The following is a 24,932-nucleotide window of genomic DNA, read 5'->3' on the forward strand; positions in this document are numbered from 1 at the left end:
CCAACTTTCCTTCAGAGCCAACAGGGCAGAGATCATTCTCTGCCCTTCGCCATTTCTCCGGCGGGTTCTGATCAGGGCCCGCTCCGCACCCCGGAACAGGACCCGAACATGAGCATCGAAGCAGCCCCCGACAGCCAGCACGCCACGTCCAACCTGCGGATCAGCGAGTTCACCGCGCTGCCCACCCCGCAGGAAATCATCGCGGAGCTGCCGCTCGACGCCCGCGGCTCGGAGGTCGTGGGCCGCGGCCGGGACGAGGTCCGCGCGATCATGGACGGCGTCGACGACCGGCTCCTGGTGATCGTCGGTCCCTGTTCCATCCACGATCCCAAGGCCGGCTTGGAGTACGCCCGCCGGCTGGTCAGCCAGGCCGAGAAGCACCGCGAGGACCTGCTGATCGTGATGCGGACCTACTTCGAGAAGCCGCGCACCACGGTCGGCTGGAAGGGCCTGATCAACGATCCGCAGCTCGACGGCAGCCACGACATCGCGGCGGGGCTGCGCGCCGCCCGGCAGTTCCTGCGCCAGGTGACCGCCCTGGGACTGCCCACCGCCACCGAATTCCTCGAACCGATAAGCCCCCAGTACCTCGCGGATCTCGTCGCCTGGGGCGCCATCGGGGCGCGGACCACCGAAAGCCAGATCCACCGGCAGCTGGCCTCCGGGCTCTCGATGCCGATCGGGTTCAAGAACGGGACCGACGGCGGTCTCCAGGTGGCGCTCGACGCCTGCAGCGCCGCAGCGGCCGCGCAGGCCTTCCTGGGGATCGACGCCGACGGCCGCGCCGCCCTGGTCAGTACGGCCGGCAATCCCGACACCCACATCATCCTGCGCGGCGGCAGCGGCGGCCCCAACTTCTCCGCCGCCGACGTCGAGGCAGCTTCAGCGCGCCTCGCCGGCCGGCAGCTGAATCCGCGGCTGATCGTCGATGCGAGCCACGCCAACAGCGGCAAGAATCACCACCGGCAGGCCGAGGTAGCCCTTGAGATCGGCGCCCAGCTTGAAGACGGCGGGTCATCCGCCTCGGCGGTCGCCGGCGTCATGCTGGAAAGCTTCCTCGTCGGCGGCGCCCAGGCTCTGGACGTCGCCGCCGGCCCCGCGGGGTTGGTGTACGGCCAGAGCGTGACCGACGCCTGCATGGACTGGGACGTTACGGCCTCGGTGCTGGGCCAGCTGGCGGCGTCGGCGCGGGCCCGCAGGCTGCGGGACTGAGGTGGCGCGACCAGGCTGCGCGATGAGACTGGGGGAAGGTGCCCGGTGGGCAAAAACTGCGGAAATCCTTCGAGAATTCCGGCGGAAACCTTTCACATTGGCACCACTAACCCCTAGAGTATCTAGCACATGGTTGTTTGATGGCTCAGCATCGGCACACCGCCATGTCGTTCAGACGGGGCAGCCGTTCGCTTGAGCAAAAGGAATAAGGGAAATGTCTTCGGAGGCCAACTTCTCCAATGCCCGCTTTCTCACCGTGGCCGAGGTCGCGGAGGTCATGCGGGTATCCAAAATGACCGTGTACCGCCTCGTGCACTCCGGCGAAATGCCGGCCGTGCGCTTTGGCCGTTCCTACCGGGTGCCGGAAAGCGCCGTCGAACAGTACCTCAAGGGTGCCGTGGTGGACGGACGGACCGGCACAGCCTGAGATTCCGCAGGGTCCGCCGGATTCCTGCTGGTCCGAGGCTCGAACCCAGATCCGGGCCTGCGGTCGTGGTGTGCCCCGGATAGGCGGTACCCTGTTAAGGAACGTTTTACGTCATTGTAAGAACCTGTCAGTTGTTCAGTCTGCTGCTTTAGCCCGCGGACCCTCCCCAACGGGCAGGTACTGCATCTAGCCGGTAAGGAACTTTCGTGGGTTCAGTTATTAAGAAGCGTCGCAAGCGTATGGCCAAGAAGAAGCACCGCAAGCTGCTTCGCAAGACGCGCCACCAGCGTCGCAACAAGAAGTAGAGATACTTCGAAAAACGTCAATGCCCGTTGCCTTCCGGCGGCGGGCATTTTCTTTGGCGTGGGAGTTGTGGACCGGCGCGGGGGTTTCGGACCGGCGCGCCCCGGGCCCGGGTTGCGACCGTCCGAAACCACCGCGGAAGTCCGGAACGTGGTCACAAGCCCGGACCCAGCCGCGGAAGTCCGGAACGGGCTCGACGGGGTGCTGGGGTTAGAGAGCTCGGCGGGGTGCTGGGGTTAGAGACTGGCGCGGGGGTTCCGGACCGGCGCGGGGGTTCCGGACCGGGGCGGGGGTTCCGGACCGGCGCGGGGGTTCCGGACCGGGGCGGGGGCTCCGGACCGGCGCGCGCCGGGCCCGGGGTGCGACCGTCCGAAACCGCCGCGGAAATCCGGAACGCGGCGGGAAGCCTAGAGCGAGGGGCCGCGGAAGCGCGCGAAGCCGCGCCAGAGTCCGTAGACGGCCCCGCCCACGGTCGCGGCCTTGAGCCCCAGGGTTGCCGCCCGGCGGCCGGAGCGGAAGTCGTAGACCGGCCAGTTGTGTTCGCGGGCGTGGCGGCGCAGCCGGGCGTCCGGGTTGATGGCCACCGGGTGCCCCACCATGCTGAGCAGCGGGATGTCGTTGTGCGAGTCGCTGTAGGCCCAGCAACGGTTGAGGTCAAGGCCTTCGTCCTCTGCCACCTTGGCGACGGCGATGGCCTTGGCCGGGCCGTGCAGGATCTCGCCCACCAGCCGGCCGGTGTAGGAGCCGTCCCGGATTTCCCCGACCGTGCCGAGGGCCCCGGTGAGACCCAGGCGGGAGGAGATGACCGTCGCCACTTCGATGGGGGTGGCGGTGACCAGCCAGACCCGGCGGCCCACCCGCAGGTGCTGCTCGGCCAGGGCCTTGGCGCCGGGCCAGATCCGGGACTCGATCATCTCGTCGTAGACTTCCTCGCCCAGGGCTTCGATGTCCTCGACCGTGAAACCCGACGCCAGGCTCAGGGCGGTGTCCCGGACGGCGTGGACATCGTCGATGTTCTCCCCGCGGAAGACGAACATCAGCTGCTTCCAGGCGAAACCGGCCGCCTGGGGAATGGTGAAGGCGCCGCGCTGGTACATCTTTCGTGCCACGTGGAACAGGCTGGCGCCCCGCATGAGGGTGTTGTCGACGTCGAAGAAGGCGGCTTCACCGGGCTGCGGTGACGCAACCGGCCGCGTGGCCACTGCGACGATCTTCTCCTCGGGCATGCCTCGAGTCTAGTCAATCCGCGGGGTACTCCGCGCAGGCGGGCCCCGCCGCACCGTCGATCGGCGCCGCGGGGAAGAGCCGCGGCGCACCCGCCCGACGGCAGCGCCCGCGTCGACGCCGGGCCCGGCACCGGGCTACCGTGGAGGCATGGCCACACCCGCCCACGCCCCCGACGTCGTCCTGATCACCAAATCAAACTGCCACCTGTGCGCCGACGCGCGCGACGCCGTCGGCCGGGTGACGGCAGCGCTGGGCCTGGGCTGGACCGAGCGGTCCATTGACGACGACGCCGCCTTGCGCGAGCGCTACGCCGAAGAAATCCCGGTGGTGCTGGTGGACGGCGTGCAACGCGATTTCTGGCGCGTCGACGAGGCTCGGCTGGACCGGCTCCTGCGGCGTGCGCTGGGCCAGCCCGCCTGAGCCGTGCCCCCGAAGGGGCGCCGCGGGTTGCTTTGTGGCCCGAACAGCGGGGGCTCTAGAGTGGACTCACAACGCGACGCAATGGAGCAAATAGTGACTTCGCTGGATTCCCCACCCGGTGCCCTGCCCGGAGGAGCAGGACCTGCCGCCAAGCAGATCCCGCCCGCGGCCGTGGCCCGGCTGACGCTCTATCTGCGCGCCCTGACGACCCTGCTGGGCGAGGGAGTGGAGCGGGTTTCCTCCGAGTCGCTGGCGGAAGCCTCGGGCGTCAGCTCCTCCACCCTTCGCAAGGACCTCTCCTATGTGGGCTCCTACGGGACCCGCGGTGTGGGCTACGACGTCCAGTACCTGAACCGCCACATTGCCGCCGCGCTGGGCCTGACGCGCGACTGGAAGGTCGCGATCGTCGGTGCCGGCAACCTCGGCAAGGCGCTGGCCCGGTACGGCGGTTTTGAGTCGCGCGGCTTCGACATCGTGGCCATCCTCGACGCCGACCAGATGGTGGTGGGGACCGAGGTCGGCTGGCTCAGGGTGAGCGACGCCGCCGATCTTGAGTCCGTGCTCCACCGCACCGGGGCGAACATGGTGGTCCTGGCCCTGCCCGCGGCTGTGGCCCAGGACGTCTGTGACCGGGTGGTCGGGGCGGGCGTGCGCAGCATCCTGAGTTTCGCCCCCGTCATGCTGCAGGTCCCACCCGGGGTCAACCTGCGGAAAGTGGACATGGCCACGGAGCTGCAGATTCTGGCCTACCACGCGCAAAGGGCGCAGGATCCGGAAGACGCCGACTGACCGGTGTCCTGCGGTTCCTGCGCCCTTGGCGCGGACCTGGGGCTAGCGCCCGTACGGGTTCTGCGCGTAGGGGTTGGAGAACGGCTGCTGCTTGCTGAAGTACGGCGAAACTGTCGGCAGGTAGAGAATCACGATGCCGGCGACGCCCATCAGGATCACCACGATCTGCAGGATGCCGGTGAGCGCGCCGAAGGCGAAGGAGCCTCCGAACAGGCCCAGCAGCGATATGGCGGCGAAAACGGTTCCCAGGATCCGGGCCCAGTTCTTGCCCTTGCGGACCGGGAAGGCAACCAGCGCGTACAGCCCGAAGGAGATCAGGCCGGCGATGATCCCGCTGATCGGGATGATGGCCTGCATTGCGCTGAGCTCCTCGGAGGAGAGGCTCTGTCCCTGCTGCGCGGCGGCTTCCTGCATGGCCGTCTCGAAGTAGGCCGCTCCGGTGAAAGCGACCACCAGGCTGCTGATCAGCGAGAGGATGCCGGCGCCAAGGATGAGCCAGAAGGCGAGGTCAAGCTGGGCGGGTCGGGTTCCGGCGCCTCCCGTCGGCAGCTCCGAAGGGTAGGCGCCGTAAGGGGACTGCCCATAGGGGGACTGTCCATACGGGCTCTGGCCGTACTGGCCCGGGGCCTGTCCGTAGGCCGGCGGCTGCTGGCCATACTGCGGCTGGCCGTAGCCGGGCGCGTTCTGGCCGTACTGCGGCGTATTCTGTCCGTAGGCCGGCGGCTGCTGGCCGGACTGGGGCGCGTTCTGGCCGTAGCCGGGGGCCTGCTGGCCGTACTGGGGGGCGCCCTGGCCGTACTCCGGGGCGTTCTGGCCGTAGCCAGGCGCCTGCTGGCCGTACTGCGGTGCCTTGCCCGACTCGGGTCCGTCCGGGCTGGAGGGCTCGACTGGCGGGTTACTCATGGCGGTCCTTTGCGTGTCGACGGGGGGTGGACTTCCGGGACCAGTGTTAAAACCCTGCCCCCAGCGTGGTTGAGTCCACCGTACCCTCCAGCCGCGTCTCTGTGGGTCATTCCTCAGAGGTATTCTCGGCGGGGGTGCCGGCCCGTCGTTCGGCTTCCGCCCGCGGTTCAGGCCCTGCCTTTGAACGCATCGAACCACTGCTGCGACTTCGGCAGCCACATCAGGACGGTGGCAGCCAGACTGATGACGAAGCCGGGCCAGCTGCCACCGCCGGCGAGCCCGGTGCCCAGGACGGCAAGCAGCAGGCTGGCTGCGGTGACCGCCGTCAAGGCGAACCGTGCCCACTCCCAGCCTTCCTTCATTTTCATGGCCAGGGTCAGCTGGGCGCCGGCCAACGCCAGCGCCACCAGGACCAACAGCAGGAGCAGGATGCCGGCCGGCGGCGAGACCACAAACAGGACGAGGGTGCCGAAGAGGCCGATCACCGCTGCGAGGATTCCGAGGAGGCCGCCGATGACCCAGACGTAGTAGGAAATCCGCAGCGCTGCCGGCATGGCGGGAAGGTTGAAGAGTCCGGCGTAGCCGCCTACCGGCATCGCGTCCCGGAAGTTCCGCGGGCGGTCGTCGGGAAGGCTGAACCGGAAGCCGCCGGCGGGGCGAGGTTGTTCAGGCTCGGGGACGTCGCCGGGATTGCTCATGAATTTCACTCTAGACCCGGCTCCGGGGCGTTTCCAGCAGCCTTCCCGGCGGTGCGGGCACTCTGGGAGTCTGCTGTGAAAACCGCCCGCAATTGCTGCCATTTAAGCCGCGCACCCCGCCCCTCCGGTGACGGTCCTGGGCGGATCCGTGGGAGGTGCGGGGTGCTGGTGGCTTGGCCCGGTTAGCCGGCCCCGGTCATCCGGCGCCGGTGAACCGGATCCCCTGGTCCCTGCCGGGGACTAGGCGGCGGGGGCGATGAAGGCCAGTTCGAGGTTGATGGCAACCTTGTCGCTGACGAGCACGCCACCGGCTTCGAGGACCGCGTTCCAGGTCAGGCCGAAGTCCTTGCGGCTGATGGTGGTCTCGGCGGTCAGGCCGGCGCGGGTGTTGCCGAAGGGATCAACGGCCACGCCGTGGAGTTCGGTTTCCAGTGCCACCGGACGGGTGACGCCCTTGATGGTCAGGTCGCCCTGGAGTTCGTAGGCATCGCCCTTGGGGACGATGGCGCTGGAGACGAAGGAGATTTCCGGGAACTTGTCGACGTCGAAGAAGTCCTCGCCGCGGACGTGGCCGTCGCGGTTGGCATCCCCGGAATCGAAGCTGGCGGTCTTGATGGTGGCGTTGACCTTGGAGCTGGCGACGTCCTCGGCGAGGTTGAGGGTGGCGTCGGCCTCCTTGAACTGGCCGCGGACCTTGCTGATGCCAGCGTGCCGGACGGTGAAGCCGATCTCGCTGTGCGAGTTGTCCAGGGTCCAGGTGCCGGGGGTGACGTTGGTGGGAAGTGCCATGGTGGTTCTCCTTGAGTCGGGTGGGTCGTGCTGTTGGCGTCTGATCGTAGGTTGACGCTTCATTTGTTGAAGTCTCAACTAACTGCTGCATCCAGTATAAACATGCGTTTGCATCTTTTATTCCACCCGCGGGGAACATTTCTCAAAAACTTTCAGTTCTACCTGTCGTAGAAGATTTCGTCATTGCCCCTGCCCTTTGAGAAACTGGTACACATGCCCCAAGCCACTGTCCATTTGCTCCGCCACGGCGAGGTCCATAACCCCGAAGGCGTCCTGTACGGCAGGCTGCCGGAGTTCCACCTCTCCGAACTCGGCCGGCAGATGGCCCTGACGCTCGCCGACCACTTCAGCGATCGCGCCGCGCAGGGTGCGAAAATCGTGCACCTGGCAGCCTCCCCGTTGACCCGGGCGCAGGAAACGGCGCTGCCCATCTCGCGTGCCCTGAACCTCGAGATCGAGACCGAGGAACGGATCATCGAGGCCGAAAACTACTTCGAGGGCCTCCAAGTCTCCAAGGCCGAACTGCTCCGGCCCAGGCACTGGCCGATGCTGCGCAACCCGCTGCGCCCCTCCTGGGGTGAGCCGTACAAGCAGCAGGCCAGCCGGGTGGCTGCCGCCGTGCAGGACGCACGGTCGCGGGCCATCGAACTTGGCGGCGACGGCGCGGAGGCGATCCTGGTCAGCCACCAGCTTCCGATCTGGGCCACCCGGCTCAGCGCCGAAGGCAAGCCCCTCTGGCACGACCCGCGCAAGCGTGAATGCACCCTGACCTCCGTCACCTCGCTGGTGTTTGACGACGCCGGAACGCTGTTGCGCGTGGACTACAGCGAGCCTGCCGCCGCCCTCCTGCCCGGCGCGTCGAACACCCCGGGGGCCTGAGCATGTCGACCAGCAATCCACGGCCCAGCCGCCGCAGCGTCCTGGGCGCCAGCGGCGCGGCGCTGGCGGCGGTCCTCGGACTCGCCGGCTGCGCGCAGGAGGACGACCTCGCCAAGCAGGCCAGGGCGGGGGACAACAAGAATTACGTCGCCGGCGACGGTTCGGTGACCGAATTTGCCGCTGCCGACCGGAAAGAGCCGGTCGAGCTCAAGGGAACGCTCTTCGACGGGACCACCGTTACGGCGTCGCAGTTCCAGGGCAAGGTCACGGTGCTCAACTTCTGGTTTGCGGCCTGCGCGCCGTGCCGGGTGGAGGCGCCCTCGCTGGAGGCGCTGCACCAGGAGTTCAAGAGCCAGGGCGTGCAGTTCTTCGGCGTCAACCTGCGCGATGAAAAGGCGACGGCGGACGCGTTCGACAAGACGTTCAATCTGACCTACCCGAGCTTCAACGACAAGGACGGTGCGGTGCTCCTGGCCGTCTCCGGGCTGGTCCCGCCGGGCGCGGTGCCCACCACCCTGGTGCTGGACAAGCAGGGCCGCGTCGCCTCACGGGTGCTCGGCGAAATCCAGAAGGGCACCCTCAAGTCCCTCATTGCCGCCGCCGTGGCCGAGTAGCGGGCAGGTGACCCCGTGAACAGCCCCTTCGCCGAAGCCATCCTCAGCGGTTCGCTGCTGCTGGCCATCCCGGTGGCCCTGCTGGCAGGCCTCGTGTCCTTCCTCTCGCCCTGCGTGCTGCCGCTGGTTCCCGGTTACCTCGGCTACGTGACGGGCCTGACCGGCGTCGACCTGCAGAAGCAGAGGCGCGGCCGCATGCTGGCCGGTATCGGGCTGTTCGTCCTGGGCTTCTCAGTGATCTTCGTCCTCCTCGGCGGGGCCTTCGGCCAGCTTGGCACCCTGATCACCGGGACGCAGAACGCCTGGATCACGCAGCTGCTCGGTGTGCTGGTGATCGTGATGGGCGTGGTCTTCCTGGGCGGATTCTCCTGGCTGCAGCGCGACGCGAAGATCCACGCGAAGCCGCCGGCCGGGCTGTGGGGCGCGCCGCTGCTGGGCGTCACTTTCGGCCTGGGCTGGGCGCCCTGCATCGGCCCCACCTACTCCGCCGTCCAGCTGCTCAGTCTCTCCGGCGGATCGTCGGCGGCCAAGGGCGCCCTCCTGGCTTTCGTCTACAGCCTGGGCCTGGGCATTCCGTTCCTGCTGATCGCACTCGCCGTGCGCCGCGGCGTCGGAGTGCTGTCCTTTTTCCGTAGACACCGGGTGGCCATCCAGCGCACCGGCGGCGGCATCCTGATCATGCTGGGCATCCTGATGGCCAGCGGTGTCTGGGGTGCCTGGGTTTCCGGGCTGCAGTACTGGTTCCAAACCGACGTGAAACTGCCAATCTGATGAGCGAGCGAGTGAACGAAGAGAAGACAACCCCGACCCCCGGCACGCCCCGGACCGGCCCCGGTTTAGGTTCCGGCCCCGCAGAGGATGCGGTGGCGGCGGCGAAGGCGGAGGCCGTCCTGCCCTCGCTCGGGCCCATGGGCATGCTCCGCTGGGCCTGGACCCAGCTGACCAGCATGCGCACCGCGCTGTTCCTGCTGCTGCTGCTGGCCGTCGCCGCCGTGCCCGGGTCGCTGTTTCCGCAGCGCCCCGCGAACCCGGCGGTGGTCACGCAGTACATCAAGGACCACCCCGATTACGGCAAGATCCTGGACTCGCTCCAGCTCTATGACGTGTACTCCTCGGCGTGGTTCTCTGCGATCTACATCCTGCTGTTCATCTCGCTGATCGGCTGCGTCGTGCCGCGCGCCATCGTGCACTACAAGGCCATGCGCTCCCAGCCGCCGCGCACGCCCGCGCGGCTGTCGCGGCTGCCCGAGTACGGCACCCTGGTGGTCCCCGCCGACGCCGGGATCCCGGCGTCGCGCGCCATCGACGACGCCGCCGCGCTGCTGAAGAAGCGCGGCTACCGGGTCGAGGTCCGGGACCGCGACGGGAAGCGCCCCTCGCTCGGCGCGGAACGGGGCCTGTTCAAGGAAGTCGGCAACCTGGTCTTCCACACTGCCCTGATCGGCGTGCTGGTCTCCGTGGCCGCCGGCGGACTCTTCGGCTACAGCGGGCAACGGATCCTGGTGGAGGGCGACACCTTCGTGAACACCCTCGTGGGCTATGACCAGTTCACGCCGGGCACCAACTTCCAGTCCAGCCAGCTGGAGCCCTACTCCATCCAGCTCAACAAATTCCAGATCACCTTCGACCGGGAATCCAAGGGCAAGTTCGGCCAGCCGATCGACTTCAAGGCCGAGGTCACCACCAAGGAGAACCCCGGCGCCCCCGCCCAGCAGCAAGTGCTCAAGGTCAACGACCCGATCAGCCTCGGCGGGACCAGCGTCTACCTCACCGGCAACGGCTACGCCCCCGTGGTCACGGTGCGGGACGGCGCCGGCAACGTCGCCATGCAGGGTCCGGTCGTGGCCAAGCTGCAGGGCGACAACTACTATTCCTCGGTGGTCATCAAGGTTCCCGACGCCAAGCCGGACCAGCTCGCCTTCGCCGGCTTCTTCCTGCCCACCGCGTTCATCACCCCCGAAGGCGTGTCCTTCAGCGGTGACCCGGAGTTGTTCAACCCGCAGCTGACGCTCAACTCGTACTACGGCGACCTCGGCCTCAATGATGGCGCCCCGCAGAACGTGTTCGAGCTCGACGTGAAGAAGCTGACGCCGCTCAATGCGCGCAACCTGCCCACCAAGGGCATCGTGCTCACCCCGGGGGCCACCCACACCCTGCCGGACGGGAAAGGCACCATCACGTTCGACGGCGTCAAGCGCTACGTCGGCGTCGACATCCACCACAACCCCGGCCAGGGCTACGCCCTGTTCTTCGCCCTGGTCGCCGTCGCCGGGCTGGTGACATCTCTGTATGTGAACCGCCGCCGCGCCTGGGTCCGCACCGGAACCCACCCGGACGGCCGCACCATGGTCGAGTACGGGCTGCTGGCCCGCGGCGAGGACCACCGGCTGGCCGGCGAGGCCGCGGCGATCCGCGCCCTGCTTTCGGCTGCGTGGCCGCTCGAGGAGGAGGGGGACTCCCAGCCGGTTCCCAGCGCGCCGGAGGATAATGACCGGGCGGAGGCCGGGCCACGGACCGGCGCCGGCCCGGACACCGCGGATACCGCCGCACCAGACTTCATCCAGTCCACAGCAGGCTCGCCCGAGTCAAAGAAGGAACAGTAATGCCGTTCTCGATCAACGAAACCATGGGGCAGTACAGCGAGCTCTTCATGCTGCTGGCCGCCGGGACCTATACGGTGGCCTTCATCGCCTTCGCCTGGGACCTGGCCAAGAGCAGCAAGACCCTGCGCGCCGTGGACCTCAAGGCCGCCCAGCTCTCCGGCGCCGAGCCGGCCCGCATTCCCGTGGGCGCCGGCGTCGGGGCCTCCTCCGCCGTCGACCGCTCCGAAGGCGCCGTCAGCGGACCGGCCGGGCGTGCCGAACGGCCCTCGTCCTCCGCCGCCGGCACCGGCGCGGGGGTGACCGCCGACGGCGGCATGCGCTACGGTAGCGAACGCCGCGCGCCTGCCCGGGTCGCGGTCGCCCTGACCGTGCTGGGTGCCGCCATCCACGCCGCCGGTGTCATCACCCGCGCGCTCGGCGCGGGCCGCGTGCCGTGGGGCAACATGTACGAGTTCCTGACCACCGGCGCCTTCGTCGCCGTGGCGGTCTTCCTGCTGGTCCTGATCCGGCGCGACCTGCGCTTCCTCGGCACCTTCGTGGTCGGCCTGGCCATCGTCATGCTGGTCGCGGCCTCCGTGGCCTACTGGACCCCGGTGGGACACCTGGTGCCGGCCCTGCAGAGCTACTGGCTGATCATCCACGTCTCCATCGCCGTGCTGTCCTCGGCGCTGTTCACGCTGACCTTCGCGATGTCGGCGCTGCAGCTGGTCCAGTCGCACCGGCAGAAGACCATCGCCGCCGGCGGGGCGGACAAGCTGGGCTTCATGCGCCTAGTGCCGAACGCCCTGAGCCTGGAGAACCTGTCCTACCGGATCAACGCGATCGCCTTTGTCGGCTGGACGTTCACGCTGATGTTCGGCGCCATCTGGGCGGAGAAGGCCTGGGGCCGGTTCTGGGGCTGGGACACCAAGGAAGTCTGGACCTTCGTGATCTGGGTGGTCTACGCCGGCTACCTGCACGCCCGTGCCACCCGCGGCTGGACCGGTACCCGCGCGGCATGGCTCTCGATCGTGGGCTACCTGTGCGTGGTCTTCAACTTCACTATCGTCAACCAGTTCTTCAACGGCTTGCACTCGTACTCCGGCCTGTAGTCCGAGCCGCCCACCGTTTGCCGGCAATGGCCGCTAAGCCCCGTGCTTAGCGGCCATTCGTGTCTAACGGGCGGTGGGGGACCGGCGGGGGCTTGCCGCGCGCCCGTCCCTTTGCCAAAGAAGGTCGTTAAGCCACCGTGCCTAGCGGCCATTCGCGTCAAATGGGTGGCGGGGGACCGGCGGGGGCCTGCTGCGCCCTCGTCCATTTGCCAAAGAAGGTCGCTAAGCCAGCGTGCTTAGCGGCCGTTTCTGTCAGGTGGTGCCGTTGGCGAGGGGGCGGGGCGGCGACTGGGCCTCGACGCAGGTGCCGGCACCCAGCCTCGCTCAAGCAGCGCCGCCCGCACCCTGCTGACCGCCGTCGGCTCCATGCCCGGCCTGAACGGGGTCAGGTCCCACTGGGTCAACACCACGACCCGCCATCCGGCATCCCGTGCCCTCTCATCCCGGAAGATATCGCTGCGGCGCTGCCCGGGGTCGGCATGGTGGCCGCCGTCGTACTGAAGCGCAACCTTTTCCCGCTCGTAGGACATGTCCGGGTCCTGGATCCACCCGCCAGTCGCGTCGAACATCGGAACGTTGATCCCGGGCTCCGGCAAGCCGTGGCGGAGCAGCAGCAAACGCAGTTCCGTTTCTTTGGGGGAGTCCGTGCGGGGCCGCATAAGGGTGCGGGCATGCGTGGCATTCCGGGAGCCAGGCTTTCCCTTGCGTCCTGGAAGGTAGGCATCAAGCTCGCTCAGGGTGCACAGCGGTTGCCGGCGCCGCAACAGGAAGTCTCCGGCAATGACTAGGTCGTCGAGGCTGAGGATGTTGGCAAGGTCAAACCACGTCCGCACCGGGGAGGTGCAGCGGACGTGCGCACCAGTGATGATCTCCTCCGGAGCAAGGAACTGCTGGTGCCCTATGACGTTCTTGCGCCGCACTGCGCGGTGGCCGGGCTGACTCGTCAGGTGGACGATGGCGTCGGCTCCCAGACCTGACGGAAGCGGGAACCCCCACAGCGCCGCCGCGGAGAGATGGCTCACGACGGCGTCGGTGACCGCCGCCAGGGCATGGACACGTCCGAGGAGCGTGTCCGCCGCGGTGGCGGCGACGCGGACTCCGTGGCAGGGACTGACAAGATCCCGTGCCCGGGTGCGGCCCCGGCCCAGCGCCGCCGCCCGGGCCTCCGCCGTGCTGAACGGCCTGTGTCGAAGGTGCGGTGGAAGCTCGCTGGGTCGGCGCATGGATGTATTCTGCGCCGGTCGGGAGCTGGCCCGGACGTTATCCACAGGACGACCCCGGCGCGGGCTCAGGCGTCAGCCACGGGAACCCGTGCCCGGGGGAGGAGTGGTGGCCGCTAAGCCGGAGTGCGGGCCGTGGACACCTGGCGGCGGTTTGCCCAAGACGGCTGCTCTGCGGCAGGGTTACCGGCCGTTCGTGGCAAATGGCTGCAACTGACTCCGCGCACCAGGACGGGAATGAGCAGGTGAGCATCCGGTCCGCCAGGGAGCCATGCCGACGGTAAGGAACCGGTGCGCCGGGGGAGGGGGTTACTTGACCTCGTCTGTACCAGAAGCGGGGTCGCCGCTGCCGTGGGCTTCGCCGGAGCCTTGGCCCCGGGAATCCCCGTTGTCGTCGCCCAGGCGGCGTTCCCGGGCCTCTAGCTCGTCCTTGAGCTTCTTGAGCCTGTCGGCCTCGGCCTGGTTGCGGCGGCGCAGCTCCAGGTTCCGGAGGAAATCAGGATCGTCGTCCGGAGCCGTGGGGTGCCGGTAGGCCGAGGCGGCCGGTGCGTCGCCGCCACGGGGGCGCCCGATGAGGAACCACAGGATGGCTCCGAGAACCGGAAGGAGGATCTGCACGACGATCCAGGCCGGCTTGGAGATGCCCTTGACCTGGCGCGCATCGGTGCGGATCAGGTCGATCAGTCCGTAGACAAAGACGACCAGTACGACGATGGGTACCACGACACGGAGCATAGCTTCAGTTTAGCCTCCGCGGGAACTTCCGGGGTCGGGTCCCTTGTCCTTCCGCCGCGGGAGCAAGCCTGTCCGCAACCGGCCGGGCGCCACCCAGCCGGAGGTGCAGGGCGCCGGGACGGCTAAACTGGGGGTGTGGCCTTCCTGAAATACTCCCTGATCCGTCTGGCGCTGTTCGCGCCGCTGTTCGCCCTCTTCATCTACCTCCAGCTGGGCTGGCTGCTGGCTGCGCTCTGCGCCGGCATGATGGCCTTCGCGATCAGCTTCCTGTTCTTCCAGAAGCAGCGCGACGCGGCCGCGGCCTCGCTCCACCAGCGGTTCTCAGGCCAGGCCAAGCCGCTGCGCAGCGCCGGTGAGGTTGCCGACGCCGACGCCGAGGACCGCCTGGTGGACGAACACCCCGACGTGACGGTCCGCACCGACGCCCGGCGCAAGGACTCCTAGCCCGACTGCCCTGTCCAAGGGCTTTTGGGCGGTTCGCCGTGCCGGTCGGCTCCCGGTGCTCGGCCGGCTAGAAGCCCCGGCTCAGCACCAGGGCGAGCGAGAACAAAACCGCGTAGCCGAGGTTGATCAGCCCGGTCTGTTTCAGCACCGGAATCAGGCTCTTGCGGCGCCGGCCCGCGATCATCAGCCAGGACGGCATCAGGATGGCGGGGATCAGCAGCAGCACGGTCAGCATCCAGGGCCGCCCGGGTGCCAGCACAATCACCAGCAGGATCGCCACGGCCAGCATCAGGACATAGCTTTCGCGGGCGTGCTTGTCACCGAGGCGGACGGCGAGTGTCTTCTTTCCCGCGGCCCGGTCCGTGGGAATGTCACGCACATTGTTGGCCATGAGCAGGGCACAGGCGATCAGGCCCGTCCCGATCGCCCCGATGACCGATGCCAGGCTCAGCTGCCCGGCCTGCGTGTAGGTGGTGCCCAGGGTGGCCACGAGCCCAAAGAAGACAAAGACGAACAAGTCGCCCAGGCCCAGATAGCCGTAGGGGTTCTTGCCGCCGGTGTACCCCCAGGCGGCCAGGACGCAGCCCACCCCCACCAGGATCAGCCACCAGGCCTGGGTGATGACCACCAGGGCGAGTCCGAACACCATCGCCAGGCCGAAGGCTGCGAAGGCGGCCCGCTTGACGTGCTCCGGCTTCGCCACGCCGGAGCCGACCAGCCGGAGCGGCCCCACACGGTCCGCGTCCGTGCCGCGGATGCCGTCCGAGTAGTCGTTGGCAAAGTTCACCCCCACCTGCAGCAGAAGCGCCACCAGGGCCGCCAGGACGGCGTTGACGGGCCGGAAGGCGCCCATCTCGTAAGCGGCCGCGGTGCCGATGAGGACGGGCGCAATCGCGGCCGGCAGGGTGCGCAGACGGGCGCCTTGGATCCATTGTGCGGCTGTGGCCACGGTCAGTACCTCGTTGGGTCGGTGAAACTCTGGGGACTCTGGTGTAGCTGTTCTATTTTCCCTGATGACGGGCATCGAGCCGAACGGTCATGCCAATCCGGTCGGGTTTGCCGTTCGGCAGCATCAGCAGGTCCGCCGCCGTGAGTACGGTTTTCGGAACCAGGGCGCCGGACAGCCCGCCGGCGTTCCCGGCGGCGAGCCGGTCGCTAAAGGCGGCGGCCGCGGCGGGGGAATCGTCCGCCAGCACCACCCAGGCCGCCAGTGCCTGGCCCCATTCGGCGGACGGGACGCCGGCGACGAAAGCCGCCCGGACGCCGTCGAGCCGTTCGAGCTCCCCTTGGACGTGCGCGGCGGAGACCTTCACGCCGCCGGTGATGACGACGTCGTCCGCGCGGCCGTGCACGGTGAGGACACCGTCTGCGGACAGCGCGCCCAGGTCGTTAGTGCGGTACCAGCGCGTCCCGCCGTCCTCGGCAAACGCAGCCTCCGTCAGCCCGGGTTCGCCGAGGTACCCCGCGGCCACCGTGGCGCCGCCGAGCAGGATCCTGCCGTCCGGACCGATCCTGACCTCGACGCCGTCCAGCGGGACGCCGTCGTATACGCAGCCGCCGCAGGTCTCGGCCGAACCGTAGGTGGTCACGACTTTCACGCCCGCATGCCGGGCCGCCGCGAGCAGTTCAGCGGACGCCGGGGCGCCGCCCAGCAGCACCGCGTCGAAGCGCCGGAGCGCGGCCAGGGTCGGCGCCGCGGGGGACTCGAGCAGGCGCTGCAACTGGGTGGGGACTAGGGAGGTGAAACGGACCCGGTCGGTCAGTTCCTGCGCCGCGGCGGTGAAGGCCTCCGGGGTGAACCCGCCGGAGAGGTCCATGGCCCAGGGCCGGGTGCCGGCGAACAGGGAGCGCACCAGCACCTGCACGCCGGCCACGAACTGCACCGGCAGCGCCAGCAGCCACTGGCCTTCGCCCTTGAGTGCCATCGCGGTGGCCATGGAGGAGGCGGCGAGGGCGTCCGCCGTGAGGACGGTGGCCTTGGGCGTTCCGGTGGAGCCGGAGGTCCGGACCACGACGGCGGCATCCTCGACGCCGGGGGTTTGCACGAACTGCACGGCGGGGGAGCCGCCGGGGCCGGCGGAGAGTTCGACGGCTGGGCCCTCCCCGCGGAGGGCGGCGGCGAGGGCAGCCAGGGCGGGGTCGAGGCCGAGCGAGGGGGCAGTCATGACGAGCCTAGAAGTAGTACGGGAACTTGGACCAGTCCGGATCACGCTTTTCCAGGAAGGCTTCCTTGCCCTCCACCGCCTCGTCGGTCATGTAAGCCAAGCGTGTCGCTTCGCCGGCGAACACCTGCTGGCCGGCCAGGCCGTCGTCGGCGAGGTTGAAGGCGAACTTCAGCATCCGGATGGCCTGCGGGGACTGCCGGGCGATGTCCGCGGCGTATTCCAGCGCGACCTCCTCGAGCCGTTCGTGGTCGACGGCCTCGTTCACGGCGCCCATCCGGACCATGTCCTCGGCGGAATATTCGCGGGCCAGGAAGAAGATCTCGCGGGCGGCTTTCTGGCCGATCTGGCGGGCCAGCAGAGCGGAGCCGTAGCCGGCGTCGAAACTGCCCACCGTGGCGTCGGTCTGCTTGAACTTGCCGTGCTGGCGGGAGGCGATGGTGAGGTCGGAGACGACGTGCAGCGAGTGCCCGCCGCCGGCGGCCCAGCCGTTCACAACGGCGATGACCACTTTGGGCATGGTCCGCATCAGCCGCTGGACTTCAAGGATGTGCAGCCGGCCGGCGCGGGCGGGGTCGATCGTTTCCTGGGTTTCCCCGTCCGCATAGCGGTAGCCGTCCCGGCCGCGGATCCGCTGGTCGCCGCCGGAGCAGAACGAGTGGCCGCCGTCCTTGGGCGAGGGGCCGTTGCCGGTCAGCAGCACCGTGGCCACATCCGGGGTCATCCGGGCGTGGTCCATGGCCCGGTACAGCTCGTCCACGGTGCCGGGGCGGAAGGCATTGCGCACCTCGGGCCGGTTGAAGGCGATCCGGACGGTGGGCAGGTCCCGGACCACGGTGCCGTCGTCGGAGCGCTCCACCTGCCGGTGGTACGTCATGTCCTGGAAGTCGTCGAAGCCGGACACGGTGCGCCACCGGGTGGGGTCAAAGACGTCGGATACCTTGTCGGGGATTTCGTTGCTCACAGACCGAGTCTAGTAATCGGCTCAGCTGATGCAGAACTCGTTGCCCTCCGGGTCAGCCATGGTGTGCCAGGAATGCGGCCCCTCATTGGCTGTCCAAAGGTACGTCGCGCCGCGGGCCTCGAGGGCGGCCCGGGCCTCGTCCTTGTCCGCGCCGGCCAGGTTCACGTCCCAATGGACCCGGTTCTTGACGGTCTTGGGTTCCGGGGCGGTCTGGAACAGGATCCTCCGGGTGGCCGGTTTGGCGCCCAGGTCCTCGGGCGGACGGATCGCGGCGCCGGTGCGCCAGACGAGCTTGCCGCGGTGCCGGATGGTTTCGGCGTCCGTCGCGTAGCCCTGCTCGATCATGGAACGGATGAAGTCCTCGTCCTGCGGCTCGACGGCCCAGTCCAGCATTTCGGCCCACCAGTCGGCGAGGGCGTGCGGGTCGATGCAGTCGACGGCGATCTGGATGTTCAGTGTCATGGGATGAACCTACGACGGCGGCCGTCGGCGCGCCAGATCCCGGCCCGAACCCGCGGGGCGCCGCTGCGGAGCTACTGCAGCTGGTCCAGGAGGTCCGGGGGCACCGCGTAGATGAACAGGACCGCCAGCAGGTTCTTGGCGGCGTGCACGAAGTAGGAGAACATCAGGTTCCGGCCGGTCCAGATATAGACGAAGACCAGGGTTGCGCCAATGGCCAGGTAAGGCATCAGGACCGGCAGGGTCAGCGCCTCCTGCCCCACGATATGCAGCGCCGCGAACAGCACCACGGAGAGGACGCAGCAGAGCCAGATGTTCAGCCGGCGGCCCAGCTTTCCAATCAGCAGGTGCCGGAAGATGTACTCCTCCACGAAGGGGCCCACGAAGACCACCAGGGGCACCATCAGCCAGGCGGGGACCTGTTGCATCAGGGCCTGCAGTCCGGCCTGGTTGGCGGAGGTCTGCGGCGGCCCGCTCAGGGCGACCAGGACGGCAGTGAGGACCATCGAAGCTACGACCGCCAGCGGCACCATCGCCAGGGTGAACCAGGGGCGGGTGGCCAGCACCAACAGATCCCGGCGTACAACGTGGCGGGCCGCTGTGAGGGCGAGCAGACCGATTACCCCGTAGAAGGCCAGGTTGACGGCGTAGGCAGCCACCGCGGGATTGGGCGAGAGCTGCAGCAGGACCGGAGCCAGGAGCCCCGCACTGGTGGCGAAGAAAGCGGCCACCGCGGTGTAGATGCCGGCGGCGACCAGGTCCAGCCGCGAAAAGGTGTACAGGTCCGGCCGCGGCGCGGGGAGTTGTCGAACAGCGGTGCCCATGCCACCAGCCTAGTCCGCCGCCGGAAAAGGGGGTCGCGCTTCCGGGGACGGGGACACCTTCCGGGACGCGCCCTTGCCCGGAGACGGCCAACGCCCGGGGCCGAAGGGCACCGGGCGTTAGTCGGAGTGGTGACGAGCCGGGAATCTACCGGAACAGGGCCCCGTAGGTCCCCATGATGATCCGGTCGCCCGGGGTGGACTTGCGGATGTAGTCCACCACCGCCCAGTCATCAAGCGAGATGCAGCCCGCCGTCGGGATCTTTTTCATGTGCAGGAAGATGGCGAAGCCGGCATCCTGGACAATTTTCGGCCGGTTGTAGTTGATGACCACACCCTGGCGGTAGTAGCCCAGGCTTGCGAACCACCACATGTTCTCGTCCCAGCCCACCCACGAGGAGGACTCGTGGTACTTGTTGTACGTCGGCGTCCAGGGATTGCCGCCCCAGCGGGAGCGGGGGTTGAGCGTCCGGTAGGGCAGCTTGGTGCCCGGGTTGCCCAGGCCGAACGCCTCCGTCACGGAGAACGAGCCGGTCGGGGAGAAGAGGTTCCGGGTGGGGCCGGACGGGACTCCCGGCCGCTTGAACCCTGACTTGCCGACGTAACCGTCAGTCCGCCAGTCCGGCACATACGTTCCGGCCATTTTCATGCAGTACAGGTTCGTCGCATGGTTCAGCCCATAACCTTGCGTCCAGGTGAGCAGGACGCGGTTGGCGCCGTAGGTGGGGTACTTGGACCTGCCGTTGTTCAGGTTCTGGCACTCCGTCATCCCGTACACCCGGGTCCCTGTTTTGGCGGTCCAACTGATGAACCCGCGCTGGAAGGCCTGGATGCACTGCCCGCTAGCGCACTTTTCGTTGGCTACGGGATATCCGAGGCTGCTGCGGGTGGACCCTGCGCTGGCATAACGAGACCCGATCCCGCCGCGCGAGATCCAGGACCCGGTCTTTGATGACCAATAGATCGTCCCGCCTTGGAAACGCTGCACGCATCCGCCAGCCGACTGACCACAAATTTTCGCGCCGGTCGGGTAGCCCATGACGCCAGCTTCGCCGCCCGCCGCTCGCCACCGGGAGTAAACGGTCCCGTTGACTACCTGGGCGCCGGTCTTGGGAGACCAGAACACGGCTCCGTTGACAAAGAATTGAGAACAGCCGCGGGCCGTCAACCCGCAGACCTCGGCGGACACGGGAAGGCCGAGCCCGTTCGCTTCGCCCCGGGCGCGCCACAGGGCTCCGATACCGCCGCGGGACCAGATCTGCTGGACCCCCTTAGTCGTCCAGGTAAGGAACCGGCCACTGGAGAACTTCTGGATCGTTCCGCCAGCGACCTGCGTCTCGTCAGTTACCGGGTAGCCGAAACGGGCCAGGCCGCCCTTGGTGTGCCATCCGGGGCCGGTGTGCCCGGCTGTCCGAAGGACCGGGTGCGCGCCGGTGGCGGCGGTCCAGAAAACAAAGCCGCCCTCGAACGCCTGGCTGCAGACCCCAGAAGAGCAGACCTGGTTGGCGGCCGGTGCGCCAAGGGCTCCCGATGCACCCTTCAGCGCAGTCCACTTCGCCTGGATGGCTCCCTGGACAACAACGGGCGGGGGCGTGGGCTCCCCCGTCGGAGTGGGCGTTGGAGTGGGCGCCGGACTCGGCGCCGCAGCCGGAGCCGACGGCTCCACGGTGGGTTCCGTCGTTGCCGTCGGGGTCGAGGTTATTTGCGGAGTCGGATCGGCGGGGGCCGACGCCGACTCCGTCGGCAGCGGCGCTTCGGTCGACGTCGCCGTGGCGCTGGAAGTCGGCTCCGGTGCCGTCTCGGCGAACGCCGGCCCGGCCGCCAGCGGGGCGGCCAGCCCGAGAACCACCGCTGTGATGAGAAGGAGTTTTTTCATGGCGCGTCCTCTACGGAGACGACCGGCGTGCAAATCCCGGCGCTGTCCTTGGTCTGGGCAAAGTTCGGTGCTGCGATCTCGGCCGACTGGCCTGCCGCGACGGTTTTGGTGATGATCGTGTGTCCTGCGACCGCAGGGCCCGCGGTGACCGCGATGGCCACGGTGAAGGTTCTGTCCTTGTCGCCGCTGTTGACGAGGGTCCCTGTGAAGGACCACGACCCGTCGGCCGTCGCACGGCAGACGGGCTGCCGCAGGGCGTCGGGTGCGTTCAGCGACGTGGAAACATCGGCAGGCTCGGAGGTATCCGGCGACGCTGATGCTGATGCTGATGCGGATGCTGATGGTGCTGCGGTGCGGCTTTCGCCGGGCCCGGCCGGAGCGGAACCGCCGCTCGAACACCCCGCCAGTGCGAGAAGCAGCACTGCAGGCAGTAGCGCTCTCTGTTTCATATTCCCCCCTGACTCACGGCGTCCCCGCCGTGGCCTGCAGTGATGTTGCAGGCGTAACGGCCGGGAACAAGTCCCGGCCGGTGTGCTCAGAGTAATGGGAAACCGGGACCTGACCAGCAATTTTGCGCCAAAACACGGGCTTAATTGCGGTTGGGAGGCGCGCATCGCGGGACTGCGCAGGAGGAACCGGATGTAGCCCGCGTCACGGTCCGGTCCCGGAAGCTAGTAGTATGGACTAGCCGCGCGACGCTGCGATCCGTTCGAAGTTCCGGCCTTTCCCCTGCCCGCAGCGGCGGACCGGGGACCGCGCCGGACCGGCCCCGAGGGTCCCGGATCCGCCCCGACCGTCCCGGAAAACACCGACCCACAAGGAACAGTTGTGTCACAAAGTACGTCCACCGAAGCTAAGAGCGCGCCGGCGCAACCCGCCGTCGTCGACTCCACCCTCAGTGCCGAGGGCTACAAGAAGTCCCTGAACGGCCGCCAGGTAACGATGATCGCGATGGGCGGCGCAATCGGCGTCGGCCTCTTCATGGGTGCCGGCGGGCGCCTGGCCTCCACGGGACCCGCGCTGATTTTCTCCTACGCCATTGCCGGCGTCATCGCCTACCTGCTGATGCGGGCCCTGGGCGAGCTCATCATGTACCGCCAGACCTCCGGGTCCTTCGTCAGCTACGCGGGCGAGATGTTCGGCCGGAAGGGCGCGTACCTGTCCGGGTGGATGTACTTCATCAACTGGGCCATGACCGGCATCGCCGAGCTGATCGCGATCGGACTCTACTTCCAGTTCTTCTTCCCCAACGTGCCGGTGGAACTGACGGCGATCGCGGCGCTGCTGCTCCTCGTCGGCGTCAACCTGCTCAGCGTCAAGGCGTTCGGCGAGTTTGAATTCTGGGCCTCGGTGCTCAAGGTCGCGGCCATCCTGATCTTCCTCGCGGTCGGCACCTTCATGGTGGTCACCAACGCCAAGGTCGGCGACGGCCACGCCTCCGTGAACAACCTCTTCGCAGCCGACGGCGGGATGTTCCCCAAGGGGGCCCTCGTGATGATCCTCGTGCTCAACGCCGTGATCTTCGCCTACAACGCCATCGAACTCGTGGGCATCACCGCCGGCGAGATGGAGGACCCGGCCAAGGAGGTCCCGAAGGCAATCCGCGCCGTCGTGATCCGCATTGTCGTCTTCTACGTCGGCTCCGTGACCCTCCTGGCCATGCTGCTGCCCTCGGACCAGTACAAGGCCGGCACCTCGCCGTTCGTCACCGTCTTCGGCCAGATGGGACTGCCCTGGATGGGCGACGTGATGAACATGATCGTCATCACCGCCGCGCTGTCCTCCTGCAACTCGGGCCTGTACTCGATCGGCCGGATCTTCCGCACCATGGCCAACAACGGGCATGCCCCGCAGTGGCTGACCCGGATGTCCAAGAACCACGTGCCGTACGCCGCGATCATCGCGATCGGCTCCGTGTACCTGGTGGGCATCCTGCTGAACATCTGGCTGGGCGGCTCGCACGCTTTCGACCTGGCGCTGAACACCGCCTCCATCGGCGTGATCTTCACCTGGGGCTCGATTTTCGCCAGCCAGATCGCGCTGCGCAAGATCAAGGGCAACGCCTCCTCGCTACCGATGCCCGGCTCACCGTGGACCAGCTGGGCCGGCCTCGTGGCCCTGCTGGCCATCACCGTGCTGATTGGTTTCGACACCATGACCAGCAAGTCCGGGGAAGTCTTCCACCTGGGCCTCTGGACGCTGGCGACCATCCCGTTCTTCGCGGTGGTGCTCTGGCTCGGCTGGCAGAAGGTCAAGCACAACGAGCCCAAGAGCGAGCTGTACAGCTAAGCGCGAACGTACACTTCGCGCCCTCGCCTAAGCGCGAACGTACAGTTGAGGCCCCGGATCCGCAGCGATTCGGGGCCTCAACTGTACGTTCACGCGTGTGGTTTTAGTTTTTCAGATGACGGGCGAAGTGGTCTTCGATCCGGCGCCAGGCTTCCGGGGCCGACTGTGGGTCCGGGCCGACGCCCATGACCCGGAACAGCGGGCGCAGGGCGCGCGGGCCGGGCTCCGCGTCGTTCAGGAACGAATGTCCGGCGGTCTCGAATTCCTTGACGTCGTGTTCGACGCCAAGGCCCTCAAGGACGGACGTCAGCCGGGCCGGCGTCCCGCGCAGGCTGCGGTCCTTCGCGCCGTAGTTGGCGACGATCGGGCAGGCCCCTGCCAGCGCGGTCTCCGGATCCTTCGGCAGCCTGCCGTAGTTCACCGCTGCCGCGTCGAAGCCGTCATTGGCCAGCAGCAGGGCGAAGCCGCCGCCCATGCAGAAGCCGATCACGCCGACCTTTCCCGTGGTGCGGTCCGAGTCCAGGAGCCATTGCCGGGCCGTCGCGAGGTCGGTGAACGCCCTGCCCTGACCGGCGGACAGGGAACGCATGGTTGAGACGAGGCAGCGCCGGGTCCCGCCGTCGCTAAACAGGTCCACGGCCAAGGTCAGGTAGCCCGCGGCCGCCATCCGATCCGCGTGCCGGACCGTGATCCCATCCAGGCCGAAGGCTTCATGGATCATCAGGACCGCGGGGAAGGGTCCCTCGCCTTCGGGCTCCGCGAGGTAGCCAAGCAGCCGCGGCGATCCGCCGGCGGCGATGCTGGCCCCGGTGAGGTCGACGTTGTGCAGGCCCCGGGCCGGGGATGGTGTCCCGTCGTCGGCATTGCTGGCCATCTTGGCTCCTCTGTCGTAGGCCGGGTCACGCTGATGTCTTGTCCGGACAGTCTGGCATCCAGGCATGAAAAAACGGCGCCGGACATTCCCCCAAAGGAAAGTCCGACGCCGTCGGTTCTAAGGACTAGTCGCGCTTGAACGTGTCCTTGACGTCTTCGCCGACCTTCTTCGCGTCGGCGACGACCTGGTCCTTCTGGCCCTCGGCCTTCAGGCGGTCATTGTCGGTGGCGTTTCCGGCAGCTTCCTTGGCCTTGCCGCCCAGGTTTTCCGCCTCGTTCTGAATCTTGTCTCCGATACCCATGGTGTGGTCCACCTTTCGTTTCCGGTTGAAATTCAACGCAGTTTCACCATAACACGAAGCATGCTTACTAATTCAAGTCCTGCCGGGAATGATCTTTTCAACGGCCGTTGATCAGGCACTCAGGCCCTCAGGCCTAGGCCGCCGGGCTAGGCTCGAGGCATGACTGTCCGGAAAACCAAGATCGCCCCGCCGCGCCTGACGCCGGTCCGGCCCGCGGAGCTCGCGGAGGATGCTACCCCGGACTTCCGGCGCGGAGGACGGTACGACGGCGTCCGGTTCCACCGCGCGGCCGCGGACGGACGGGAACTGACCGGCATCACCTTCGCTGACTGCGAGTTCGACGGCGCCTCCTTCAATGACGCCCAACTGCGCGGCGCGGGTTTCCGGGATTGCATCCTGGCCGAGGTCTACGCGCCGGTGCTCACCGCTGCCCGGGCGGAGCTTCGCGACGTCGAGATCCGGAACCCGCGCTGGGGATCCGCGGAGCTGTATGAGAGCGTCTGGCAATCCGTGCGGGTCGACGGAGGGAAGCTGGACTATGTCAACCTCCGCGGCGCCAAACTCGCGGACGTGCAGATCAGCGACTGCATCATCAACGAACTCGACCTCGGCTCCTGCGCCGCCACCCGGGTGGCCCTGAAGAACTGCACCATCGGCAGCCTGGACGTCAGCGGCGCCCGGCTGAAGGACTTCGACCTGCGCGGCACGGAGTTACGTTCCATCAGCGGCCTCGGGAGCCTCGCCGGCGCCGTCGTCGACGGTGACCAGCTGGCCATGCTGGCCCCGCTGCTCGCCGCCCAGCTGGGCATCACCGTCGCCTGACGCGCGGCCG

28 protein-coding genes are annotated in these 24,932 nt (G+C 68.0%); 13 read left to right on the forward strand and 15 right to left on the reverse strand.

From position 1 onward, the window contains the following. The first annotated feature begins 108 nt into the window (after positions 1 to 108). From ACTWLI_RS08590 to ACTWLI_RS08600, 3 genes are all read left to right on the forward strand, one after another. On the forward strand, positions 109 to 1,212 hold the full coding sequence (locus ACTWLI_RS08590; RefSeq protein ID WP_445153502.1) for a 3-deoxy-7-phosphoheptulonate synthase: 1,104 nt from the start codon (positions 109 to 111) through the stop codon (positions 1,210 to 1,212). A 214-nt stretch (positions 1,213 to 1,426) separates the two neighbouring features. Then, a complete protein-coding gene (locus ACTWLI_RS08595; RefSeq protein WP_445153503.1) occupies positions 1,427 to 1,639 on the forward strand; it encodes a helix-turn-helix domain-containing protein in 213 nt (70 codons plus the stop codon). Positions 1,640 to 1,845: 206 nt separating this feature from the next. After that, the gene (locus ACTWLI_RS08600; RefSeq protein WP_003792170.1) at positions 1,846 to 1,944 is read left to right on the forward strand and encodes a 30S ribosomal protein bS22; all 99 of its coding nucleotides are present in this window, start codon (positions 1,846 to 1,848) and stop codon (positions 1,942 to 1,944) included. Between the two features lie 405 nt (positions 1,945 to 2,349). On the opposite strand, the gene ACTWLI_RS08605 is transcribed toward ACTWLI_RS08600, so the two are convergent. Then, positions 2,350 to 3,168, reverse strand: a complete 819-nt coding sequence (locus tag ACTWLI_RS08605) for an HAD family hydrolase (RefSeq protein ID WP_445153504.1) — start codon at positions 3,166 to 3,168, stop codon at positions 2,350 to 2,352. Positions 3,169 to 3,316: 148 nt separating this feature from the next. Between ACTWLI_RS08605 and ACTWLI_RS08610 the strand changes: the two genes are divergently transcribed. Then, positions 3,317 to 3,589 (forward strand): glutaredoxin family protein, encoded by a 273-nt coding sequence (locus tag ACTWLI_RS08610; protein ID WP_445153505.1) that lies wholly within the window; start codon positions 3,317 to 3,319, stop codon positions 3,587 to 3,589. Positions 3,590 to 3,682: 93 nt separating this feature from the next. Beyond that, positions 3,683 to 4,378 carry a redox-sensing transcriptional repressor Rex gene (locus ACTWLI_RS08615; protein WP_445153506.1) on the forward strand — a complete coding sequence of 232 codons (696 nt, stop codon included), beginning with the start codon at positions 3,683 to 3,685 and terminating at the stop codon, positions 4,376 to 4,378. Positions 4,379 to 4,420: 42 nt separating this feature from the next. Here ACTWLI_RS08615 and ACTWLI_RS08620 read toward each other — a convergent pair whose 3' ends face one another. The 3 genes from ACTWLI_RS08620 to ACTWLI_RS08630 form a co-directional block, all read right to left on the reverse strand. Then, entirely contained in the window at positions 4,421 to 5,281 is an 861-nt protein-coding gene (locus tag ACTWLI_RS08620; protein ID WP_445153507.1) for a hypothetical protein, read from the reverse strand. Between the two features lie 167 nt (positions 5,282 to 5,448). Continuing rightward, complete coding sequence (locus ACTWLI_RS08625) at positions 5,449 to 5,979, reverse strand: hypothetical protein (protein ID WP_445153508.1); 531 nt, start codon at positions 5,977 to 5,979, stop codon at positions 5,449 to 5,451. 240 nt (positions 5,980 to 6,219) lie between these two features. Beyond that, positions 6,220 to 6,768, reverse strand: a complete 549-nt coding sequence (locus ACTWLI_RS08630; protein ID WP_445153509.1) for a YceI family protein — start codon at positions 6,766 to 6,768, stop codon at positions 6,220 to 6,222. Between the two features lie 213 nt (positions 6,769 to 6,981). Here ACTWLI_RS08630 and ACTWLI_RS08635 point away from each other — a divergent pair, with 213 nt between their 5' ends. From ACTWLI_RS08635 to ccsB, 5 genes are read left to right on the forward strand one after another with little or no spacing between them, the layout of a single operon-like run. Beyond that, positions 6,982 to 7,647: a histidine phosphatase family protein gene (locus tag ACTWLI_RS08635; protein ID WP_445153510.1), complete on the forward strand. Its 666-nt coding sequence runs from the start codon at positions 6,982 to 6,984 to the stop codon at positions 7,645 to 7,647. 2 nt (positions 7,648 to 7,649) lie between these two features. Further along, positions 7,650 to 8,261, forward strand: coding sequence for a TlpA family protein disulfide reductase (locus tag ACTWLI_RS08640; RefSeq protein WP_445153511.1), 612 nt, complete (start codon positions 7,650 to 7,652; stop codon positions 8,259 to 8,261). A 15-nt stretch (positions 8,262 to 8,276) separates the two neighbouring features. After that, entirely contained in the window at positions 8,277 to 9,032 is a 756-nt protein-coding gene (locus tag ACTWLI_RS08645; RefSeq protein WP_445153512.1) for a cytochrome c biogenesis CcdA family protein, read from the forward strand. After that, on the forward strand, positions 9,032 to 10,864 hold the full coding sequence (resB, locus tag ACTWLI_RS08650; protein ID WP_445153513.1) for a cytochrome c biogenesis protein ResB: 1,833 nt from the start codon (positions 9,032 to 9,034) through the stop codon (positions 10,862 to 10,864). The genes ACTWLI_RS08645 and resB overlap by 1 nt, the downstream gene beginning before the upstream one ends. Next, the gene (gene ccsB / locus ACTWLI_RS08655) at positions 10,864 to 11,955 is read left to right on the forward strand and encodes a c-type cytochrome biogenesis protein CcsB (RefSeq protein ID WP_445153514.1); all 1,092 of its coding nucleotides are present in this window, start codon (positions 10,864 to 10,866) and stop codon (positions 11,953 to 11,955) included. Before resB ends, ccsB begins: the two co-directional genes overlap by 1 nt. 236 nt (positions 11,956 to 12,191) lie before the next feature. Here ccsB and ACTWLI_RS08660 read toward each other — a convergent pair whose 3' ends face one another. Both ACTWLI_RS08660 and ACTWLI_RS08665 read right to left on the reverse strand, forming a co-directional pair. Then, on the reverse strand, positions 12,192 to 13,178 hold the full coding sequence (locus ACTWLI_RS08660) for a hypothetical protein (protein ID WP_445153515.1): 987 nt from the start codon (positions 13,176 to 13,178) through the stop codon (positions 12,192 to 12,194). Positions 13,179 to 13,484: 306 nt separating this feature from the next. Next, positions 13,485 to 13,910 (reverse strand): PLD nuclease N-terminal domain-containing protein, encoded by a 426-nt coding sequence (locus tag ACTWLI_RS08665; RefSeq protein WP_445153516.1) that lies wholly within the window; start codon positions 13,908 to 13,910, stop codon positions 13,485 to 13,487. Positions 13,911 to 14,045: 135 nt separating this feature from the next. On the opposite strand from ACTWLI_RS08665, the gene ACTWLI_RS08670 reads away from it, so the two are divergent. Further along, positions 14,046 to 14,354: a DUF4229 domain-containing protein gene (locus tag ACTWLI_RS08670; protein ID WP_445153517.1), complete on the forward strand. Its 309-nt coding sequence runs from the start codon at positions 14,046 to 14,048 to the stop codon at positions 14,352 to 14,354. 67 nt (positions 14,355 to 14,421) lie between these two features. On the opposite strand, the gene ACTWLI_RS08675 is transcribed toward ACTWLI_RS08670, so the two are convergent. The 7 genes from ACTWLI_RS08675 to ACTWLI_RS08705 all read right to left on the reverse strand — a co-directional run bounded on the left by ACTWLI_RS08675 (position 14,422) and on the right by ACTWLI_RS08705 (position 21,058). Continuing rightward, positions 14,422 to 15,303, reverse strand: a complete 882-nt coding sequence (locus ACTWLI_RS08675) for a 1,4-dihydroxy-2-naphthoate polyprenyltransferase (RefSeq protein ID WP_445153518.1) — start codon at positions 15,301 to 15,303, stop codon at positions 14,422 to 14,424. 52 nt (positions 15,304 to 15,355) lie between these two features. After that, positions 15,356 to 16,519, reverse strand: coding sequence for an AMP-binding protein (locus ACTWLI_RS08680; RefSeq protein ID WP_445153519.1), 1,164 nt, complete (start codon positions 16,517 to 16,519; stop codon positions 15,356 to 15,358). Between the two features lie 7 nt (positions 16,520 to 16,526). Next, entirely contained in the window at positions 16,527 to 17,480 is a 954-nt protein-coding gene (locus tag ACTWLI_RS08685) for a 1,4-dihydroxy-2-naphthoyl-CoA synthase (protein WP_445153520.1), read from the reverse strand. Positions 17,481 to 17,501: 21 nt separating this feature from the next. Further along, positions 17,502 to 17,942 carry a VOC family protein gene (locus ACTWLI_RS08690; RefSeq protein WP_445153521.1) on the reverse strand — a complete coding sequence of 147 codons (441 nt, stop codon included), beginning with the start codon at positions 17,940 to 17,942 and terminating at the stop codon, positions 17,502 to 17,504. A gap of 71 nt (positions 17,943 to 18,013) precedes the next feature. Continuing rightward, positions 18,014 to 18,763 (reverse strand): lysostaphin resistance A-like protein, encoded by a 750-nt coding sequence (locus ACTWLI_RS08695; RefSeq protein ID WP_445153522.1) that lies wholly within the window; start codon positions 18,761 to 18,763, stop codon positions 18,014 to 18,016. 145 nt (positions 18,764 to 18,908) lie between these two features. Next, a complete protein-coding gene (locus ACTWLI_RS08700) occupies positions 18,909 to 20,636 on the reverse strand; it encodes a hypothetical protein (protein ID WP_445153523.1) in 1,728 nt (575 codons plus the stop codon). Continuing rightward, the gene (locus ACTWLI_RS08705; protein WP_445153524.1) at positions 20,633 to 21,058 is read right to left on the reverse strand and encodes a hypothetical protein; all 426 of its coding nucleotides are present in this window, start codon (positions 21,056 to 21,058) and stop codon (positions 20,633 to 20,635) included. The genes ACTWLI_RS08700 and ACTWLI_RS08705 overlap by 4 nt, the downstream gene beginning before the upstream one ends. Before the next feature lie 406 nt (positions 21,059 to 21,464). On the opposite strand from ACTWLI_RS08705, the gene ACTWLI_RS08710 reads away from it, so the two are divergent. Further along, positions 21,465 to 22,925, forward strand: a complete 1,461-nt coding sequence (locus ACTWLI_RS08710) for an amino acid permease (RefSeq protein ID WP_445153525.1) — start codon at positions 21,465 to 21,467, stop codon at positions 22,923 to 22,925. 103 nt (positions 22,926 to 23,028) lie between these two features. On the opposite strand, the gene ACTWLI_RS08715 is transcribed toward ACTWLI_RS08710, so the two are convergent. Continuing rightward, positions 23,029 to 23,799, reverse strand: a complete 771-nt coding sequence (locus ACTWLI_RS08715) for a dienelactone hydrolase family protein (RefSeq protein WP_445153526.1) — start codon at positions 23,797 to 23,799, stop codon at positions 23,029 to 23,031. A 124-nt stretch (positions 23,800 to 23,923) separates the two neighbouring features. Beyond that, positions 23,924 to 24,100, reverse strand: coding sequence for a CsbD family protein (locus tag ACTWLI_RS08720; protein WP_056737645.1), 177 nt, complete (start codon positions 24,098 to 24,100; stop codon positions 23,924 to 23,926). Between the two features lie 159 nt (positions 24,101 to 24,259). On the opposite strand from ACTWLI_RS08720, the gene ACTWLI_RS08725 reads away from it, so the two are divergent. After that, on the forward strand, positions 24,260 to 24,922 hold the full coding sequence (locus tag ACTWLI_RS08725) for a pentapeptide repeat-containing protein (protein ID WP_445153527.1): 663 nt from the start codon (positions 24,260 to 24,262) through the stop codon (positions 24,920 to 24,922). Positions 24,923 to 24,932: the final 10 nt, after the last annotated feature.

The organism is Arthrobacter sp. Hor0625 (assembly GCF_052567525.1).

Coding starts and splice junctions, on each gene's coding strand:
- ACTWLI_RS08590 (WP_445153502.1), top strand. CDS start 109: ATGAGCATCGAAGCAGCCCCCGACAGCCAGCACGCCACGTCCAACCTG.
- ACTWLI_RS08595 (WP_445153503.1), top strand. CDS start 1,427: ATGTCTTCGGAGGCCAACTTCTCCAATGCCCGCTTTCTCACCGTGGCC.
- ACTWLI_RS08605 (WP_445153504.1), bottom strand. CDS start 3,168: ATGCCCGAGGAGAAGATCGTCGCAGTGGCCACGCGGCCGGTTGCGTCA.
- ACTWLI_RS08610 (WP_445153505.1), top strand. CDS start 3,317: ATGGCCACACCCGCCCACGCCCCCGACGTCGTCCTGATCACCAAATCA.
- ACTWLI_RS08620 (WP_445153507.1), bottom strand. CDS start 5,281: ATGAGTAACCCGCCAGTCGAGCCCTCCAGCCCGGACGGACCCGAGTCG.
- ACTWLI_RS08625 (WP_445153508.1), bottom strand. CDS start 5,979: ATGAGCAATCCCGGCGACGTCCCCGAGCCTGAACAACCTCGCCCCGCC.
- ACTWLI_RS08630 (WP_445153509.1), bottom strand. CDS start 6,768: ATGGCACTTCCCACCAACGTCACCCCCGGCACCTGGACCCTGGACAAC.
- ACTWLI_RS08635 (WP_445153510.1), top strand. CDS start 6,982: ATGCCCCAAGCCACTGTCCATTTGCTCCGCCACGGCGAGGTCCATAAC.
- ACTWLI_RS08640 (WP_445153511.1), top strand. CDS start 7,650: ATGTCGACCAGCAATCCACGGCCCAGCCGCCGCAGCGTCCTGGGCGCC.
- resB (WP_445153513.1), top strand. CDS start 9,032: ATGAGCGAGCGAGTGAACGAAGAGAAGACAACCCCGACCCCCGGCACG.
- ccsB (WP_445153514.1), top strand. CDS start 10,864: ATGCCGTTCTCGATCAACGAAACCATGGGGCAGTACAGCGAGCTCTTC.
- ACTWLI_RS08660 (WP_445153515.1), bottom strand. CDS start 13,178: ATGCGCCGACCCAGCGAGCTTCCACCGCACCTTCGACACAGGCCGTTC.
- ACTWLI_RS08665 (WP_445153516.1), bottom strand. CDS start 13,910: ATGCTCCGTGTCGTGGTACCCATCGTCGTACTGGTCGTCTTTGTCTAC.
- ACTWLI_RS08680 (WP_445153519.1), bottom strand. CDS start 16,519: ATGACTGCCCCCTCGCTCGGCCTCGACCCCGCCCTGGCTGCCCTCGCC.
- ACTWLI_RS08690 (WP_445153521.1), bottom strand. CDS start 17,942: ATGACACTGAACATCCAGATCGCCGTCGACTGCATCGACCCGCACGCC.
- ACTWLI_RS08695 (WP_445153522.1), bottom strand. CDS start 18,763: ATGGGCACCGCTGTTCGACAACTCCCCGCGCCGCGGCCGGACCTGTAC.
- ACTWLI_RS08700 (WP_445153523.1), bottom strand. CDS start 20,636: ATGAAAAAACTCCTTCTCATCACAGCGGTGGTTCTCGGGCTGGCCGCC.
- ACTWLI_RS08715 (WP_445153526.1), bottom strand. CDS start 23,799: ATGGCCAGCAATGCCGACGACGGGACACCATCCCCGGCCCGGGGCCTG.
- ACTWLI_RS08720 (WP_056737645.1), bottom strand. CDS start 24,100: ATGGGTATCGGAGACAAGATTCAGAACGAGGCGGAAAACCTGGGCGGC.
- ACTWLI_RS08725 (WP_445153527.1), top strand. CDS start 24,260: ATGACTGTCCGGAAAACCAAGATCGCCCCGCCGCGCCTGACGCCGGTC.